Source organism: Halomonas chromatireducens (assembly GCF_001545155.1).
Classification (GTDB): Bacteria; Pseudomonadota; Gammaproteobacteria; order Pseudomonadales; family Halomonadaceae; genus Halomonas; species Halomonas chromatireducens.
Window position 1 is genome coordinate 2,748,472 of record NZ_CP014226.1, and the last position, 15,287, is coordinate 2,763,758.

Here is a 15,287-nt window from a genome sequence, read left to right on the forward strand (position 1 = left end):
GACTCAAGGAATGACCGCACTTCAGGATTCGCAGTCCCCCTCCACCAGCGAAGGCATGGGCCTCTTCGAGCGCTTTCTCTCGATTTGGGTGGCGCTGGCGATCGTCGCCGGGGTACTGCTCGGCCAGTTCGCCCCGGCCGTTCCCGAGACCCTGTCGCGCTTCGAGGTCGCCCAGGTGTCGATCCCGGTAGCCATCCTCATATGGGCAATGATCTTTCCGATGATGGCACAGATCGACTTCGCCGCCGTTCTGGGCGTACGCCGCCAACCGAAAGGATTGATTATCACCACGTCGGTGAACTGGCTGATCAAGCCCTTCACCATGTTTGCCATCGCCTGGTTTTTCCTGATGGTGCTGTTCCGCCCGTTCATTCCCGAGGAGCTGGCCCGACAGTACCTGGCCGGCGCCATCCTGCTGGGGGCGGCACCCTGCACCGCCATGGTCTTCGTCTGGAGCTACCTCACCCGTGGCGATGCCGCCTATACCCTGGTGCAGGTCTCGCTCAACGACCTGATCATGCTGTTCGCCTTCGCCCCCATCGTGGTACTCCTGCTCGGCATCTCCAATATCCAGGTGCCCTGGGATACCGTCGCGCTCTCGGTCTTTCTCTATATCGTGATCCCGCTGGCCGCCGGCTACCTGACCCGACGCACCCTGATCGCCCGTAAGGGCGCCGAATGGTACGACAACGTCTTCATGAAGCGGGTGGGGCCAATCACACCGATCGGCCTGATCATCACGCTGGTGCTGCTGTTCGCCTTTCAGGGCGACGTGATCATCGCCAATCCGCTGCATATCGTGCTGATTGCCATCCCGCTGATCATCCAGACCGTGCTGATCTTCTTCATCGCCTATGGCTGGGCCAAGGCGTGGAGGGTACCCCACAACGTGGCCGCCCCCGGCGCCATGATCGGCGCCAGCAACTTCTTCGAGCTAGCGGTGGCTGCGGCCATCGCGCTGTTCGGCCTGCAGTCCGGCGCGGCGCTGGCCACGGTGGTGGGGGTGCTGGTGGAAGTGCCCCTGATGCTGGCGCTGGTACGCATCGCCAACAAGACACGTCACCACTTCCCTGCCGCCAGCGAGGCCAGGGGCTGAGCCGTGGCCATCGAGATAAGCGACAATGCCCGCGCATGGATTGAGCGCAACGGGGGCGTGCTGAGCGTTCGCCTCTCTTCCCGCCATGGCTGCTGTGGCGGCGGCGCAGACATTGCCGTGGCCGAAGCACGCACGCCCAGTGACTTAACGCACTACCGAGAACTGGACCTCGATGGCCTAAAGCTATTCATCGAACCAGCCCTGATCGACCAGGGTCTCATCGTCGAGGTTGAAGGATTGCTGGGGCTTAAGCACCTCTTCGTAGACGGCTCGCCCATCGCACGCCGGCGGGACTAGACGAACCGCCTACTTGTTTTGTCATCCCGGCAGGCCAAGCCAATACAGCCATGCGATGAAGCAATACGATGCGGGCTTACCTGACCGCCCCATCCTTCGCTCCGAAGGCTTCGCTCAAGGAACCCTGATAGCGCCACCCTTCGGGGAGCCTGAGTTCGTGAGACTGGCTGCCAGCCAGCCGGCAGATCGCCACGCTGGGTGGCGTGCCGCCGATACCGATATTCGCCGTCTCGAAGGTGAGCCAGTCGCAGGGGGTGATCAGTCCGCGCTTCTGGTCGGCAAAGGCGATATCCTCGAAACTCCCCTCCCAGTCGAAGAGCAGCCCTAGCCCGACCAATCGATCCACCAGGTGCCGGACCTCGGTCGGATCCACCAGGCTGATGCTGACCAGCTCATCGTCGGAGCAGACAGCCGTTTCGGGCAGGCAAGTCCGCAGTGCGTCCCAACCATCAGTTATCCGTTCCTCAACCGCCGCCGCTCGCAGGATTACTGCCGTGGCTTCCACCAGTACCGCCATTTGCCTCTCCCGTAATACTTCAAAGAAACTTGATCCAGGACAACTCTACCCTTCTGCCGGCTAACACTTTGGGCTAATTGGCGTGGCGAAACATACTAGCCTCTGCCAAGCTGCCGCCTATACATATGCTGATACGCATATAACTATAACAAGACATTTGGCAGACCACTATGCCACAGACTCCCAGCCCCTCGTACAGTACGCCCAAACCACTTCGGCCCTCGCTTCCTGGTATCGGCTGGCTGAAATTCCGCTGTCTACAGGCGCCGCCACATCCACTGGCCTGTGCGAGTTGCATCGACGCCTGCCCTTCGGAAGCCCTAGCCTTTCATGAGAATGGTGACGGTGTTTCTCTCTTGGCGAGCGACGCCTGTCACGGCTGCGCCCACTGCGTTCCGGCCTGTCCCACCGAGGCCCTGGTCAGCGCCGAAATCGACGCCCTGGTGGCGGTCCAGGCAGAGGGCGAGCCGCTACGACTGGGCTGCCACCGCGCTAGCAACGAGACTGGCTTGAGGCAACTCCATTGTCTGCGCTCCCTTGGACCGGATCAGATCGCATGGCTCAGGGTGCGGGCAATGCCCGCTCAGCTGGAGCTGCACCTGCCAGATGCCTGCAAAGGCTGCCTGGCGGCGCCGCTGCCTGGACACGACAAGTGGTTCGAGCAAGCCGACCTTTTGTGCCGGGTCTTTACGTCGTCAGCTTCAGCCGACTACCAAAGCCCCTCTCATCCCGTGAGCCGTCGTGCCCTGCTGGTGGGTCGTGCAACCCCGCAGCTTCCGATGATCGACGCAGATGACAGCGCCCCGAAGGCGCGCCGTCTTCAGCGCTACATGGCCGTCGGCCCACAGCTGGATGACCTTGCTAGTCCGCCACTGCCTGGCCTGACCCTGGATCAAGATGCCTGCCAGGGCCACGGCGTCTGCGCCCGTGTCTGCCCTACCACGGCCCTGCAAGAGACACCCAGCGGCGAGCTGATATTCAACGCCATGGATTGCCTCGATTGCGGCCACTGCCTGACAGCCTGCCCGGAGGATGCACTTCAAGTTGTCGAGGCTTGGCAACCGGTGCCGGTGACGCTGCGACAGATCGAACAAGCCAACTGCTTCGAATGCGGGCGTCCTTTCACGCGAAAAAACCATGCATCCGCCAAGACCTGTCCTGCCTGCCGTCGAGAGAAAGCGCTGATGCAAGAGAGCTTCCAAGACCTCTTTGGTTAACCCTCCACCGAGGGCCGATGCCATCCATTGATAGCGATAACAGCGACAAGTGAACGACAAGACGTGACCCCGAGGGAGACACCATGAAACTGTTTCAAACCTTGCTGGACCGGCGCCGCTTCCTGCAATCGTCGGCTGTGGTTGGCGCCACGGCCGGCGCCGTAGGCGTAACCGGGCTGACCGGGCTTGCCCAGGCGCCACAGGCTCGTGCCCAGACACCACGTGGCGAGACGGTCGTCACCAAGAGTATCTGTGCCCAGTGCCCGGCACGCTGTGGCATCGACGTCTACACCACCGACGGGCGCGTGCATGCCATCTACGGCGACACCGGCAACCCCATCGCCAACGGCAAGCTCTGCCCCAAGGGGCACCTGGGCAGCTACTTTCTCTATGACCCGGACCGTTTCAAGGGGCCCATGAAGCGCACCAATCCCGAGAAGGGGCGCGACGAGGATCCCGGCTTCGTACCGATCTCCTGGGACGAGGCCCTGGACATGGTCGCCGAACGGCTCAACGGGCTGCGCGAACGGGGGGAGTCCCATCGCTTCGCCCACTTCTACGGTCGCGGCTGGGGGGCATCCGATGCCGGCCTGTACGGCGACTTTGGCAAGCTCTACGGCACGCCCAATTCCGCTATCGGCCATGCCTCGATGTGTGCCGAGGGCTCCAAGCGCGCCAAGCGCGCCACTGATGGCAACGACTCCTACAACTCCTACGACTACCGCAACACCAACTACCTGCTGATCATGGGGGCGAGTTTTCTCGAAGCCTTCCGCCCCTACAACAACGTGATGCAGATGTGGGGCCATATGCGCAGCAAGAGCCCCAAGACCCGCGTCACCTGCGTCGATGTGCGCATGAACCCCACCATGGCGGCTGCAGACCGGGCGCTCTACATCAAGCCAGGGACCGACGGCGCCTTCGCCCTGGCGGTGGCCCATGTGATTTTGACCGAAGCCTTGTGGGACAAGGAGTTCGTCGGCGACTTCTATCAGGCCTCACGCCGCTTCGTCAGCGGCGAGTCGATTCCCGAGGATTCCTTCGAGGAGAACTGGGTTCACGGCCTGACCGAATGGTGGAATCAGGAGCTGAAGGACCGCACCCCGGAGTGGGCCGAGGCGATCACCAGCATCCCCGCCCGGCATATCCGCCAGACCGCCATCGAATTCGGTTCAACCCGCCCCGCCGTGGCGCTGTTCGAGCGCGGCCCCACCGGCCACACCAACGGCACCTACAACGGCATGGCCATTCACGCACTCAACGCCCTGGTGGGCTCGCTGTTCGCCAAGGGCGGGCTCGGCTACCAGATGGGCGTGCCTTACGGTGATCTACCGGTCAGCGCCGATGACTACCTCGACGACTATGCCCGCGACGGTGCCTGGAAGGATCAGCCGCGCATCGACATGGCAGGCACCGAGCGCTGGCCGATGACCAGCCACATGATGCAGGAGACAGGCCCCAACCACCTGGCGGGCGACCCCTACAAGCTCGACACCGCCATGTTCTTCTACACCAACCCGATCTGGACTGCTCCGGATCCCAAGGTATGGGAAGAAGCCTTCAAGGATGTGTTCATCATCGACACCTCGCCGTTCCCCGGCGAGACCGCCATGTACGCAGATCTGATCCTGCCGGACTCGACCTATCTGGAGCGGCTGCAGGACTCGCCTACCTACCCCTTCGAGGGCTGGCCGATGACCGCCCTGCGTGTGCCGGCGGTCGAGCCGATCTACGACACTCGCCATTTCGGCGACATCCTGATCGGGATCGGCAAGCGCCTCAACGGCCCGGCAGGCGAGTACTACCGGGCACTGGACAGCGTCGAGAATGTGCTGCGTCACCGCGCCGCCGGCTTCGCCGACAACCCCGGCGACAACGGCGTGAACGACTTCGAGAGCTGGAAGGAGAAAGGCGTCTGGTACAAGAAGCCCTATCACTGGCGGCTGGATCGCGGACGCTTCTATGAGTGGGGCGGTCTCGACTACGACCTGCAAATGAGCCCTGAGGAGGTCAAGGCCAAGCTGTTCAAGACCCCTTCCGGCAAGTTCGAGTTCAAGTCCGGCTTCCTGGAAGAGCATGCCGCCTATATCGAAACGGAAATGGGCATTCCCCGCGAGCGCGTGGGCCTGATCCAGTGGGTCGAGCCGCAACACAGCGGCGGCGACGGCGATCTCTACTTCGTGACGCCCAAGACCCCGCTGCACGCCGAGGGTCGCGGCGCCAACGTTCCCCACAACATCGCCATCCACCAGCCCATCGTCGGCGGCCGCGACACCGTCTACCTGGAGGTGCATCCGCGCACTGCCCAGGAGCGTGGTATCCGCAACGGCGACCGGGTCAGGATCACCTCCGATCTCGGCAGCATCGAGGCCGAGTGCCGCTTCGTGGCAGGCCACCGCCCCGACACCCTGGTACTGCCCTTCGAGTTCGGCCACTGGGCTCAGGGACGCTGGGCCAAGGGCCGCGGTCCGGGGCACTCCGGCGAGATCACGGCCAATGTGTCCGACCCGATTTCCGGCCTGGCCAGCTACTACACCGGCAAGGTCAGGCTCGAGCGCGCCTGATCTACGGACAAAGAATTCTTGAGGAGTCATCACCATGGCAAAGTGGGGAATGGTTATCGACCTGGACAAATGCACGGGCTGCCAGGCCTGTACGACGGCCTGCTCGATGGAAAACAACACCCTGCCGGGGGAGAGCTGGCAGGACGTGCTTTTCTACCATGAGGGCGAGTATCCCAGCGCACAGATGAAGTGGCTGCCGCGGCCCTGCATGCAGTGTGAGAATCCTTCATGCGTGCATGTCTGTCCGACCCGGGCCACCTACAAGGACCCGGATGCCGGTGGGATTGTCTTCGTCGACTGGAACAAGTGCATCGGCTGCAAGTACTGCATGATCGCCTGCCCCTATGGGGTGCGCTTCTATGCCGACGAGAAGCCACTTATCGAACCCGACATTCGCGAGGCCTACCCGAGCGACAACGGCCAGCTGTGGAGCCCGCCCTACCAGAACCCGGAAGAAGACTGGCAGCGAGGCATCGGCATTCAGCCCCCCGGCGTGGTGTCGAAATGCACCTTCTGCTACCACAAGGTCAAGCATGCGCCCGAGGGCGTGGTCGACCTTGATGAGGACAACCCCGAGGTCAAGGAGTACGTGCCGGCCTGTGTTCGCACCTGCGCTCCCAAGGCGCGCTACTTCGGCGACCTGGACAACCCCGAAAGCCAGGTCAATCTGCTGATCGGCGACAGGCATGGCGTACGCCTGAAGGATCACACCGGCAACAGGCCGCAGGTCTACTATCTTGGCGCCGGCGCCAGCGTGCCCGCCTTTACTCCTGCCGACAGGGAGCATGACGCATGAACATCTCCATGAAAGACATGCAAACCAGGACTCAAGCAAACGTCCTGCAGGGACCTCTGGGCTGGGGGCTGCTGGTAGCGGCGGGAGTCGTGCTGCTGGCCAGCCTGGCCTTCGCCCTTATCCAGCTCATGACCAGCGGCCATACCTCATTCAATACCAGCTCGACTCTTCCCTGGGGTCAACCCATTGCCACTTACCTCTACTTCGCCCTGGCATCATCGGGACTGGGCCTGATCGCTTCGTTGCCGCTGGTGTTCGGCTTCAAGCAGTACTACCCGGTGGCCAAGCGCTGCATCTTCCTGGCCTTTATCGTGCTGATCTCGGGGATGGCAGTACTGGCTCTTGAGCTTGGCAACGTGTTCCGCATGCTGTGGGCCATCCCGCTGAACCTGCAGGTGCAGTCGGCAATGTTCTGGATGGGCGTGTTTTACGCCCTGGACCTGCTGTTCCTGCTGTGGAAGTTCAGCAAGCTGCAGGGCGGCGAATGGGACAGCAAGACCGCCAAGCAGGTGGGTATCGCCTCCTTCATCGGCGTGCTGCTGGCAAGCGGCAACCTGGCGTTGATCTTCGGCATGATGAGCATGCGCCCGTTCTGGTTCGATGCCTTGCTGCCGATCTACTTCTACTTCACCGGCGTAACCAGCGGCGTGGCCGCACTGGTCTTCTTTACCTACCTGGCCCACGGGTTTCAGCGTGAGCGCATGCCGCCCGCACTACAGGCGCTGCTCACAGGGGCATTGCCCAAGCTGTTCGCCGCACTGATCGGCGGAACCCTGCTGTTCATCGCCGTGCGCGCCATCACCGGGCTCTACAGTAACAACCCGGAGATCAACCTGGTGTGGACCGGCTATCTGTTCGCCTCGCCGCTCTACAACGCCTCCCTGCTGCTGGGCCTTGTGCTGCCCTTCGTGGTGATGCTGAGTGCCTCGCTGCGCAACCGCGCAGGCGTACAGGTGCTGGTCGCCTGCCTGGTGTTCCTGGGGCTTTTCGCCGAGCGTTTCTACTTCGTGGTCGGCGGCCAGGTGGTTCCACTCTTCCACGGCACCTGGCAGCCCGGCCTGATCAGCTACACGCCCTCCGCCACAGAGTGGTCGCTGACCTTCGTCGGCATATCGCTGTGCTTCGTGCTCTACCTGCTGGGTGAGAAATTCCTCAACCTGGGGGATATGCCTCGGCATATGGCCGAGGCTCCGGCCGGCGCCCAGGCGAATACTGCCTGAACCACACTACCAGTCGCATTCTGAAGGAGAAGGTGCAGCCTGCCCGCCGGCAGGCCGCTCCGTCAGCAAGATGACACAATATCCTCGTTTCCCAGATCTGCTGCCGGCTGCTGAATTCAGCCTCTGCCTGTCGCGAGCCTTCCTCGCCCCGACCACGGGGGTGACACTGGCGGAGCTTCGCGGGCCACTGCTCGACGACCTTCGCAACCTGGCCGAGACGCTACCCAAGCTCAATACCGAGCGCCTCGAGGCGCTCTCACAGGCACTGGCGGCACTGACCGATACCCAGCAGCTAATGCTGGGCTACAGCCGTCTGTTTCTTACGCCACCGGCGCCTGCGCCGCTCAATCTGGGCGCGTATCTCGACGGTGGCCTGATGTCCCGAAGCGTTCCCTCCATGGAAGCCCTCTATCACCGCCATGGCCTGGAGCGCGACCCGGCGTTCCGAGACCTGTCCGACCACCTTTCGCTCCACCTGCAGTGGCTCGCCTGGGTCTACAGCGAGGCGATGGAGGCACGAGAGGCCGCGACTGACGCCTCCCCCGCGATGACGGACGCCGCGACCATGCTGCACGATTTCACCCTGCCCGCCATGGCCGGGGTTCGCCGCAAGGTGACACAAGCGGCAAAGTACGAGACCACCCTGCCCTGGCGACTGCTGGTCGAATTGACCCATGACCAGTTGACCGAAGACTTCGCGCGCCTAAAAGCTGCACTGCCCTCCTTGGCACTTCAGCAGTCCCGCGCCCCCGGGCAGGTAAAGGTCACGACCGGAGTGGAGTCCTTTGAGGCAAGCGAGGCCCCGCGGGAAACGCTGACCTGCCGCTCCTGTGGCGAGTTTTTCAAGAGCGATCCGGTAATGGCAGAGATGCGCCAACGCCTTACCGCAGCCTGCGTCAGCACCGACCATCTGGCGATCTGCCCCCACTGCCAGGGCCGCGATGCCGCCTCGCATTCACTGAAGCCGCCCGGCGCAAGCCTGAAGGCGTGGCAGTCAGCAACCGAGAGGAATCTCCCATGACGCGAATCGCCCCCCTGTGCGAGGTCACTACCGAGTACGTGGTAACCGACGAGGATGGCGAGCGCCTGGCGGCCTCGACACCGGAAATGCCGCTACGCTACATACATGGTACGGGCCAGATGTTGCCGGCTCTCGAGGACGCACTGGAAGGCTGCCAGGCCGGTGACACACTCGGCGTGACGCTGACGCCAGCTCAGGCCTATGGCCCTCACCGCCCCGAACTGGTCTTCGAAGCGGTACGCGAGAACCTGCCACAGGACAGGGATATACGCGTCGGCATGACGCTGACACCGGGCGGGCAGCGGGGGAAATTCTCGCTGAAGGTGGTGGGCTTGACCGAACGCGGCGCCATGCTGGACGGCAACCACCCGCTAGCGGGCAGGATGGCGACTTGGGAGCTTCGGGTCCTGGAGGTCCGGCCTGGCAAGCGGCCAGCCCAGGGGAAGCTGGAATACCAGCCGATCCACTGGGTGGAAGTAGAGTAGCACCAGCGAGTGAATCCGATCAGCACATCGCCAAGCGACGATCGGGCCGGTTCCCCATGGCGGCCAGGCGCGCCTGCAGGTCAACAAGTCGCTGATTCTGGCCCTTCTCGGCCGCCAGCAGCACTTCACTGACCCAGCTGGGGACCGTGTCGGAGAGGCTGTAGTAGACCCACTGACCGTCACGCCTGTCACTCAATAGCCCGCAGGTACGCAACTGAGCCAGGTGCCGTGAGATCTTGGGCTGGGATTCCTCCAGGGCGTGGGTCATTTCGCAGACGCAGAGCTCCTCTTCACGGCGGATCAGCAGCGTCAGCGTCAGGCGGGTCTCGTCGCCCAGGCATTTAAACAGTTTGTTGGGTTCCAGAGAGATCAAGGTACTTCCCAGGTTTCTGAGTTATTACTCAGTTTACCGCAACCTGACCATGGCGTCAGTTCAACCGGGCACTTGCTGTGTATGCCGTTCTGCCCCCGGGCGATCAAAGCAGCAGCCCAAGAGCGGCCAGGGTGCAGAGCGACAGCGATGCTCCCTGAAGCAGGCGGCGATCAAGGCGGTGGGCGATTCGGTCCGCCAGGGCATTGCCGGCGAGTACCGCCGGCAGAAATGTCAACGCCAACCACAGATGCCACAGCTGCACCTGACCCGCGAGCGCCAACGTTGCCAAGGTCAGCAGTGACGTGATGATAAAGAACGCCGCCAGGTTGCCGCGCAGACGATCCGGTGAGAGCCCATGCAGCAGAAGCACAATGGGGGGACCACCTATGGCAGCCACGGTGCCGAAGATGCCTGATAGCACACCGGCGCCAAACAGGGTTGCTCCATTGACCGGCAAGCGCAAGCGGAAAAGAGTCACCGCCACGGCGAAAAGCACGCTGGCGGCAATCAGCTTCTCGAGCACGACCATGGGGGCAGTGAGCAGCAGCCATAGCCCGAGGCCATTGCCGGGCAGCCGCCCCACCAAGGCCATGCCAATCTCGCCGACCCGGACCTCATGCCAGTACTGTCGAACCATCATGAGCGAGACCATGAATCCGAACAGCACCAGGATGACCGGTACCAGGCGTGGCTCAAGCATCAATAGCAGCGGCGCCCCTATCACTGCCAGACCGAAACCGGTGGCACGTTGAACGAAGGCCCCCAACATCAGCACCAGCGCACTGCCCAGCCAGACCATGGGGTCCAGATCCAGCCACGACGCCAGCGCCTCAGGCATGGGCCGGCTTGCCTGCAAGGCGACGCAACCCCAGGTTGCCGATCAGCGATGCCAGCAGCATGGTCAATACCATGGGCCACAGGCTCTCGATCTCGAAGATACCGACCATGACGCCGGCAAGTGCGGCAGAACCGAACTTGATCCCGCCCATCATGGCGGTTGCCGTGGCGCTCATATGGCCAAAGTGATCGAGTAGTGCGGACATGGCGTTGGGAGTGATCAGGCCGATCATGCCGGCATAGACCATGACCAGCAGGACGACAACAGGAAGCGTTGCAAGGCCCAGTGCCGCCGCCAGCGCCAGCGCCATGGCAGCGACCAGTTGAATACTGAGCCCGAAATGCAGGTTCTGTTGCGGTGAGTGACGAACCAGCAAATGAATGTTCACCCGATTGGAGAGCGCGATCACCAGCACATTCGCCCCGAACACCACCGGGTACATGGCCGGCGACAGGCCGAAATATTCCAGGTAGATATAGGGCGATGCCGTGATGAAGGCGAACAAGCCGCCGAATGAAGCAGCCACGGCACAGATGTAGCCCATGGCCTCGCGGTGGCGCAGGACACTCGCATAGTTGGCCAGCACCTGGCGAAACGACGCGACGGGCTGGCCAGGATCCCGGGTCTCGGGTAGCCGGGTACTCATCAGCCACAGCAGGAAAGCCGCATAGACCGCCAGGAAGACGAAGATCAGCCACCAGTCGGCGAGATAGAGCAACCCACTCCCCACCACCGGCGCCACCAGCGGCGCCACCATCATGATCATGACCATGGTGGACATCACGCTCGCCGCCTCGCGACCACTGAAGCAGTCGCGAACGATCGCGGCCGAATTGACCACGCAGGCACCGCCTCCCAGCGCCTGGACGAAACGCCAGGCAAGCAGCTCGGGCAGCGTGCTGATGGTGGTAATCGCCAGGCTGGCCAGCAGGAATAGTACTAGCCCGCCCAGCAGGACAGGCTTGCGCCCCACCCTGTCGGAAAGCGGCCCGAAGAGCAGTTGACCGATGGCAAAGCCGGCGAGGAAAACGCTGATCGACAGCTCTGTATGATGAATGCTGGCCCCGATACTGTCGGCGAGCGCCGACATCGCGGGCAGATAGGCGTCGATGGCGAACGGTGCCAGTGCCGTATTGGCTGCCACCAGCAGTGCCACGCGTCGAGGATTGAGATTCAAGACAGCTCCCTGTCGGTTGATGTCCGGCATTTTGCTAGGCTGCTAATGATAGACCAAGTCAGCTCGACTGTCGTGCATCCCCTGTTACCACTGCAGGTCGCTTGCTAAAGTGAGCGGATACTCAACCCCAGGAGCTTGAAAAAATGGCAGAGGACCTGCTTTCACAACTCAAACAGATGAGTACCGTGGTTGCCGATACCGGCGATATCGACACGATCAGACGCTTCACCCCTCAGGATGCCACGACCAATCCGTCACTCATTCTTCAGGCGGCACAGCAGGAAAACCGGCGCGCTCGCCTGGCGGAGATTGCCTGCCACAGCACCGATATCGACGACGCCCTGGACGCCGTGGCGGTAGAAATCGGCAGTGAGATCAGTGCGCTGGTGCCCGGCTATGTCTCGACCGAAGTCAGCGCCAGGCTCTCCTTCGATACCGACGCGACATTGGCGCGTGCGCGCTCCCTGATCGAGCGCTATGACCGCCACGGCATTCCTCCCGAACGCATACTGATCAAGGTCGCAGCCACCTGGGAAGGCATTCGCGCTGCCCGTCAGCTGGAACGGGAAGGTATCCGCACCAACCTGACCCTGCTCTTCAGCTTCACCCAGGCACTTGCCTGTGCCGATGCCGGCGTCACGCTGGTCTCACCTTTCGTCGGACGCATCCTGGACTGGCACAAGGCCGAATGGCCGGATGGCGACTTCAGCGGGGACAACGACCCCGGTGTCAAATCGGTCAGGCGAATCTACGAGCACTACAAGGGGCACGGGTACCGTACCATCGTCATGGGGGCGAGTTTTCGCAACATGGGCGAGATCCAGGCGCTGGCGGGCTGCGACCGGCTGACCATCTCTCCTGCCCTGCTTGGCGAACTGGCGGAGACCCAGGGTCACCTCGAGCGCCGCCTGGTGCCTATCGATGCCGAAACCTCGGCCCCGGAACCCCAGGATGAAGCTGAGTTTCGCTGGTCTCTCAATGAGGATGCCATGGCAACCGAGAAGCTGGCAGAGGGGATCCGCAAGTTCACCGACGACCAGCGTAAGCTGGAAGCGCTGCTGGCAGAATTGCGAAAACAGAGCTGAAAAGAAGGTTGTCAGGAGAGGAGCGAGAGCCTGAACGCACGCCGCCAGGGCATGGGCGCCTTGGCGGACGGAATGCCTCGGCTCGGCTGATGGTAACAGAAGCTGCGTTCAAGGCTGTTTTGAAGCGTCTTCCTGAGCTTCCAGCATCTCGACGAGCGGCTGAAATTCCTCTCGATTATGCTCGTTCATACGCATGAGGATACGGTGCGCCTCGATGATGCGCTGCCGGGTTTCCTCCAGATCGGCCGGTACTTCGGGGAGTTCGCACAGGGCGCAGGACTCGGTGATGGGCGTCTCCATCATGGTGAAGAACTGCGAAAAGCCCATGACCTCAAGCATGCGTTGCACATCGGGGTTGTGAACCACGATGGTGGGTTTGTACAGAATGCGGTCCTTGACCGCCATGGCCACCTTGGCCAGGAACCCCAGGGCGGTGGAATCCACATTGGTTGCCTCACGCAGATCGATAATCAGCGTCTCAAGGCCAGGCGTCTCCGCCAGCTGCTGAGCCTGGGTGTCCAGCGTGGCGCACAGCGTGAGCCGCACGTCACCGCAAAGCTTGAGTACGAAGACACCGGAATCGAACGCTGCCTTTACGCGGCCCTCATTAATGATCATCGCCAAATCCGCTCAACATCATGATCGTCAGGTCATCGGGCAGCTCTTCGCCACTGAGATCCTCCTCGGTATCGATATCACCGGAAGCGTGCAGGGCCAAACTGTCTCGAAGTCGTTCCAACGTAGTACAAGTTACGATACGTTGCTCCAGCTCCCTGAGCCTCATGTCGAGCGTCTCGCCCGGCAGGCATTCCAGAATCCCATCTGAGCACAACCATAACGTGAAGTCAGCCGGTAACCTATAGCTCAAACGTGGATAATCCACATTAGGAAACAAACCAACCGGCATGCCCTCGCCGGGCAACTCGACGGCAATGCCTTCAGCTACCAGCAGCGGCTTTGGGAGCTGCGCCCCCAGCGAGTAGTAGAGGCAATGGTCGACATGGTCGATCACGCCAACGAACAGGGTCGCATGCTTGCCGATTCCGGTATCCAGCAGCTCCCGGTTGAGCGCCGCCAGCCAGTCTGAAGGCAGGCGGTCCGGCTGTTTGCCGTCCCACTCATTCAACCAGCGATTACACAGGTACTTTAGCAGAACGGTGACGAATGCAGAGGAGGCACCATGTCCCGAGACATCGGCGAAATAGAACAGCGTGAAACGATTATCAAAGCGCTGGAAGTCGAGGAAATCGCCCGACAGGTAGAGCGACGGCATCAGCCAGTAATCGCAGGTGATGCCCCCCAGCGTCTGGGGATGGGGAGGCAGTAGCTTGCGCTGGATCTGGCCCCCGGCCTGCTGGTCCAGGCGCAACAGGGCCAGATGAGTCTCAAGGCTCTCATTGAGCTCTTCCAGATGCTGGTTCAACTGGGCCAGGCGCTCGCGATCGAGATTCCTCTCATCCTCGAGCCGACGCAACTCGATGGCCTTGCGGATCATCCGCCGCAGCAGCTGCCCATGTCGCATGGGCTCGACGACATAGTCCACCAGTCCAACGTCCACTGCCGTCAGCAGATCAGCATCGAGACGAGAATCGCTGACCACCACCGTGGGCAGACGCTCGGTGAGGCTTGCCCAGGCAAGGCTCGGCACTGCTCGCGCATGAGCGACGACCAGCGACGTCTCGGCAGGAAGGTCCTCAAGCCGCTGAGCGGCAAGCACCGCCAAGCCATCGCGAGCAATGGTGTCGGCCAGGGCATCACGATATTCCCCGGGCTCATCGAGTACGCCAATCAACGGCTTGGGTGCATCCATGGATCAGGCCTCAATCGGCGAAATCAGAGTCGTCGAAGTCCGCATCGTCAAAATCGAAGTCGAAGTCATCGCTGGCAAAGGGGTCGTCGCCCAGCTCCCCGTCGCTGACTTCGAAACGCCGTCGCTGCAGGTAGGCATCGCGAATAAAGACGTAGCGGTCACCACGTATCAACTCTTCCTGATCGAGAAGGCCTGCACGTATGTCCACTACCCGCAACGCGGTCAGTCCGTAGCGCACCTTGTCATCTTCTACATAAGTGAGAGGATAAGTATAGGTGTCAAGCGGCAGCCCGGCAGTGTCACGCACGGTACTCGGCCCCAGGAGAGGCAGTACCAGGTAGGGGCCTTCGCCGACACCCCAGACTCCCAGCGTCTGGCCGAAATCCTCATCGCGTCCGGTGATGTCCATATGAGTCGCAAAGTCCCAGAGGCCGCCGATACCGACGGTGGTATTGATCAGGAAGCGCGAGGTGGCGATGCCGGCATTGCCGGGCTTGCCCTGGAGCAGGCTGTTCAGCGCCGTACGGATCTCACCGAGGTTGGAAAAGAAATTGCCCACCCCTGTCTGTACCGGCTGGGGTGTGACGGTACGGTAACCACGTGAAACCGGTTTGAGAACCGCACGATCCAGCGCGTCGTTGAAGGCGAACACCTGGCGATTGAAGCCCTCCCAGGGGTCATCCGGATGGCGATCCTCGACCGGTATGTTGCTGGCACAGCCGGCCAGCATGACCATTGTCATCAAGGCGACCAAGAGCCCTGTGACGGAACCGGTCCGTTTATTGCCCATC

At 62.1% G+C, this 15,287-nt stretch carries 16 protein-coding genes; 9 read left to right on the forward strand and 7 right to left on the reverse strand.

The genetic code is table 11. The features are described 5' to 3' along the window. Nucleotides 1-10 precede the first annotated feature (10 nt). Entirely contained in the window at nt 11-1,096 is a 1,086-nt protein-coding gene (arsB, locus tag LOKO_RS12715; protein ID WP_066449849.1) for an ACR3 family arsenite efflux transporter, read from the forward strand. 3 nt (nt 1,097-1,099) lie between these two features. Continuing rightward, nucleotides 1,100-1,393 carry a CC/Se motif family (seleno)protein gene (locus tag LOKO_RS12720; protein WP_066449850.1) on the forward strand — a complete coding sequence of 98 codons (294 nt, stop codon included), beginning with the start codon at nt 1,100-1,102 and terminating at the stop codon, nt 1,391-1,393. Nucleotides 1,394-1,469: 76 nt separating this feature from the next. Here LOKO_RS12720 and LOKO_RS12725 read toward each other — a convergent pair whose 3' ends face one another. Then, entirely contained in the window at nt 1,470-1,910 is a 441-nt protein-coding gene (locus LOKO_RS12725) for a hypothetical protein (RefSeq protein WP_066449851.1), read from the reverse strand. A 170-nt stretch (nt 1,911-2,080) separates the two neighbouring features. Between LOKO_RS12725 and LOKO_RS12730 the strand changes: the two genes are divergently transcribed. The 6 genes from LOKO_RS12730 to LOKO_RS12755 all read left to right on the forward strand — a co-directional run bounded on the left by LOKO_RS12730 (nt 2,081) and on the right by LOKO_RS12755 (nt 9,213). After that, entirely contained in the window at nt 2,081-3,127 is a 1,047-nt protein-coding gene (locus tag LOKO_RS12730) for an ATP-binding protein (protein WP_144439664.1), read from the forward strand. Between the two features lie 83 nt (nt 3,128-3,210). Further along, the gene (locus LOKO_RS12735; RefSeq protein ID WP_066449856.1) at nt 3,211-5,691 is read left to right on the forward strand and encodes a molybdopterin-dependent oxidoreductase; all 2,481 of its coding nucleotides are present in this window, start codon (nt 3,211-3,213) and stop codon (nt 5,689-5,691) included. 34 nt (nt 5,692-5,725) lie between these two features. Then, entirely contained in the window at nt 5,726-6,487 is a 762-nt protein-coding gene (locus LOKO_RS12740) for a 4Fe-4S dicluster domain-containing protein (RefSeq protein WP_201025322.1), read from the forward strand. Continuing rightward, nucleotides 6,484-7,707 (forward strand): NrfD/PsrC family molybdoenzyme membrane anchor subunit, encoded by a 1,224-nt coding sequence (gene nrfD / locus LOKO_RS12745; RefSeq protein WP_201025323.1) that lies wholly within the window; start codon nt 6,484-6,486, stop codon nt 7,705-7,707. Before LOKO_RS12740 ends, nrfD begins: the two co-directional genes overlap by 4 nt. A gap of 70 nt (nt 7,708-7,777) precedes the next feature. Continuing rightward, nucleotides 7,778-8,728, forward strand: a complete 951-nt coding sequence (locus tag LOKO_RS12750) for a molecular chaperone TorD family protein (protein ID WP_066449860.1) — start codon at nt 7,778-7,780, stop codon at nt 8,726-8,728. Further along, on the forward strand, nt 8,725-9,213 hold the full coding sequence (locus LOKO_RS12755) for an FKBP-type peptidyl-prolyl cis-trans isomerase (RefSeq protein ID WP_083517577.1): 489 nt from the start codon (nt 8,725-8,727) through the stop codon (nt 9,211-9,213). Before LOKO_RS12750 ends, LOKO_RS12755 begins: the two co-directional genes overlap by 4 nt. 19 nt (nt 9,214-9,232) lie before the next feature. On the opposite strand, the gene LOKO_RS12760 is transcribed toward LOKO_RS12755, so the two are convergent. From LOKO_RS12760 to LOKO_RS12770, 3 genes are all read right to left on the reverse strand, one after another. After that, nucleotides 9,233-9,583 carry a metalloregulator ArsR/SmtB family transcription factor gene (locus tag LOKO_RS12760; RefSeq protein WP_083517731.1) on the reverse strand — a complete coding sequence of 117 codons (351 nt, stop codon included), beginning with the start codon at nt 9,581-9,583 and terminating at the stop codon, nt 9,233-9,235. Nucleotides 9,584-9,689: 106 nt separating this feature from the next. Beyond that, a complete protein-coding gene (locus LOKO_RS12765; RefSeq protein WP_083517578.1) occupies nt 9,690-10,424 on the reverse strand; it encodes a sulfite exporter TauE/SafE family protein in 735 nt (244 codons plus the stop codon). Further along, complete coding sequence (locus LOKO_RS12770; protein ID WP_066449864.1) at nt 10,417-11,601, reverse strand: Bcr/CflA family multidrug efflux MFS transporter; 1,185 nt, start codon at nt 11,599-11,601, stop codon at nt 10,417-10,419. The genes LOKO_RS12765 and LOKO_RS12770 overlap by 8 nt, the downstream gene beginning before the upstream one ends. A 143-nt stretch (nt 11,602-11,744) precedes the next feature. On the opposite strand from LOKO_RS12770, the gene tal reads away from it, so the two are divergent. Beyond that, the gene (gene tal / locus LOKO_RS12775; protein WP_066449866.1) at nt 11,745-12,686 is read left to right on the forward strand and encodes a transaldolase; all 942 of its coding nucleotides are present in this window, start codon (nt 11,745-11,747) and stop codon (nt 12,684-12,686) included. A gap of 108 nt (nt 12,687-12,794) precedes the next feature. Here tal and LOKO_RS12780 read toward each other — a convergent pair whose 3' ends face one another. From LOKO_RS12780 to LOKO_RS12790, 3 genes are read right to left on the reverse strand one after another with little or no spacing between them, the layout of a single operon-like run. Beyond that, a complete protein-coding gene (locus tag LOKO_RS12780; RefSeq protein ID WP_066449869.1) occupies nt 12,795-13,304 on the reverse strand; it encodes an STAS domain-containing protein in 510 nt (169 codons plus the stop codon). Beyond that, entirely contained in the window at nt 13,294-14,496 is a 1,203-nt protein-coding gene (locus LOKO_RS12785; protein WP_066449872.1) for a PP2C family protein-serine/threonine phosphatase, read from the reverse strand. The genes LOKO_RS12780 and LOKO_RS12785 overlap by 11 nt, the downstream gene beginning before the upstream one ends. Nucleotides 14,497-14,506: 10 nt before the next feature. Then, nucleotides 14,507-15,286, reverse strand: coding sequence for an MlaA family lipoprotein (locus LOKO_RS12790; RefSeq protein WP_066449875.1), 780 nt, complete (start codon nt 15,284-15,286; stop codon nt 14,507-14,509). Nucleotide 15,287 lies beyond the last annotated feature (1 nt).

Coding starts and splice junctions, on each gene's coding strand:
- arsB (WP_066449849.1), top strand. CDS start 11: ATGACCGCACTTCAGGATTCGCAGTCCCCCTCCACCAGCGAAGGCATG.
- LOKO_RS12725 (WP_066449851.1), bottom strand. CDS start 1,910: ATGGCGGTACTGGTGGAAGCCACGGCAGTAATCCTGCGAGCGGCGGCG.
- LOKO_RS12730 (WP_144439664.1), top strand. CDS start 2,081: ATGCCACAGACTCCCAGCCCCTCGTACAGTACGCCCAAACCACTTCGG.
- LOKO_RS12735 (WP_066449856.1), top strand. CDS start 3,211: ATGAAACTGTTTCAAACCTTGCTGGACCGGCGCCGCTTCCTGCAATCG.
- LOKO_RS12740 (WP_201025322.1), top strand. CDS start 5,726: ATGGCAAAGTGGGGAATGGTTATCGACCTGGACAAATGCACGGGCTGC.
- nrfD (WP_201025323.1), top strand. CDS start 6,484: ATGAACATCTCCATGAAAGACATGCAAACCAGGACTCAAGCAAACGTC.
- LOKO_RS12750 (WP_066449860.1), top strand. CDS start 7,778: ATGACACAATATCCTCGTTTCCCAGATCTGCTGCCGGCTGCTGAATTC.
- LOKO_RS12755 (WP_083517577.1), top strand. CDS start 8,725: ATGACGCGAATCGCCCCCCTGTGCGAGGTCACTACCGAGTACGTGGTA.
- LOKO_RS12765 (WP_083517578.1), bottom strand. CDS start 10,424: ATGCCTGAGGCGCTGGCGTCGTGGCTGGATCTGGACCCCATGGTCTGG.
- tal (WP_066449866.1), top strand. CDS start 11,745: ATGGCAGAGGACCTGCTTTCACAACTCAAACAGATGAGTACCGTGGTT.
- LOKO_RS12780 (WP_066449869.1), bottom strand. CDS start 13,304: ATGATCATTAATGAGGGCCGCGTAAAGGCAGCGTTCGATTCCGGTGTC.
- LOKO_RS12785 (WP_066449872.1), bottom strand. CDS start 14,496: ATGGATGCACCCAAGCCGTTGATTGGCGTACTCGATGAGCCCGGGGAA.
- LOKO_RS12790 (WP_066449875.1), bottom strand. CDS start 15,286: ATGGGCAATAAACGGACCGGTTCCGTCACAGGGCTCTTGGTCGCCTTG.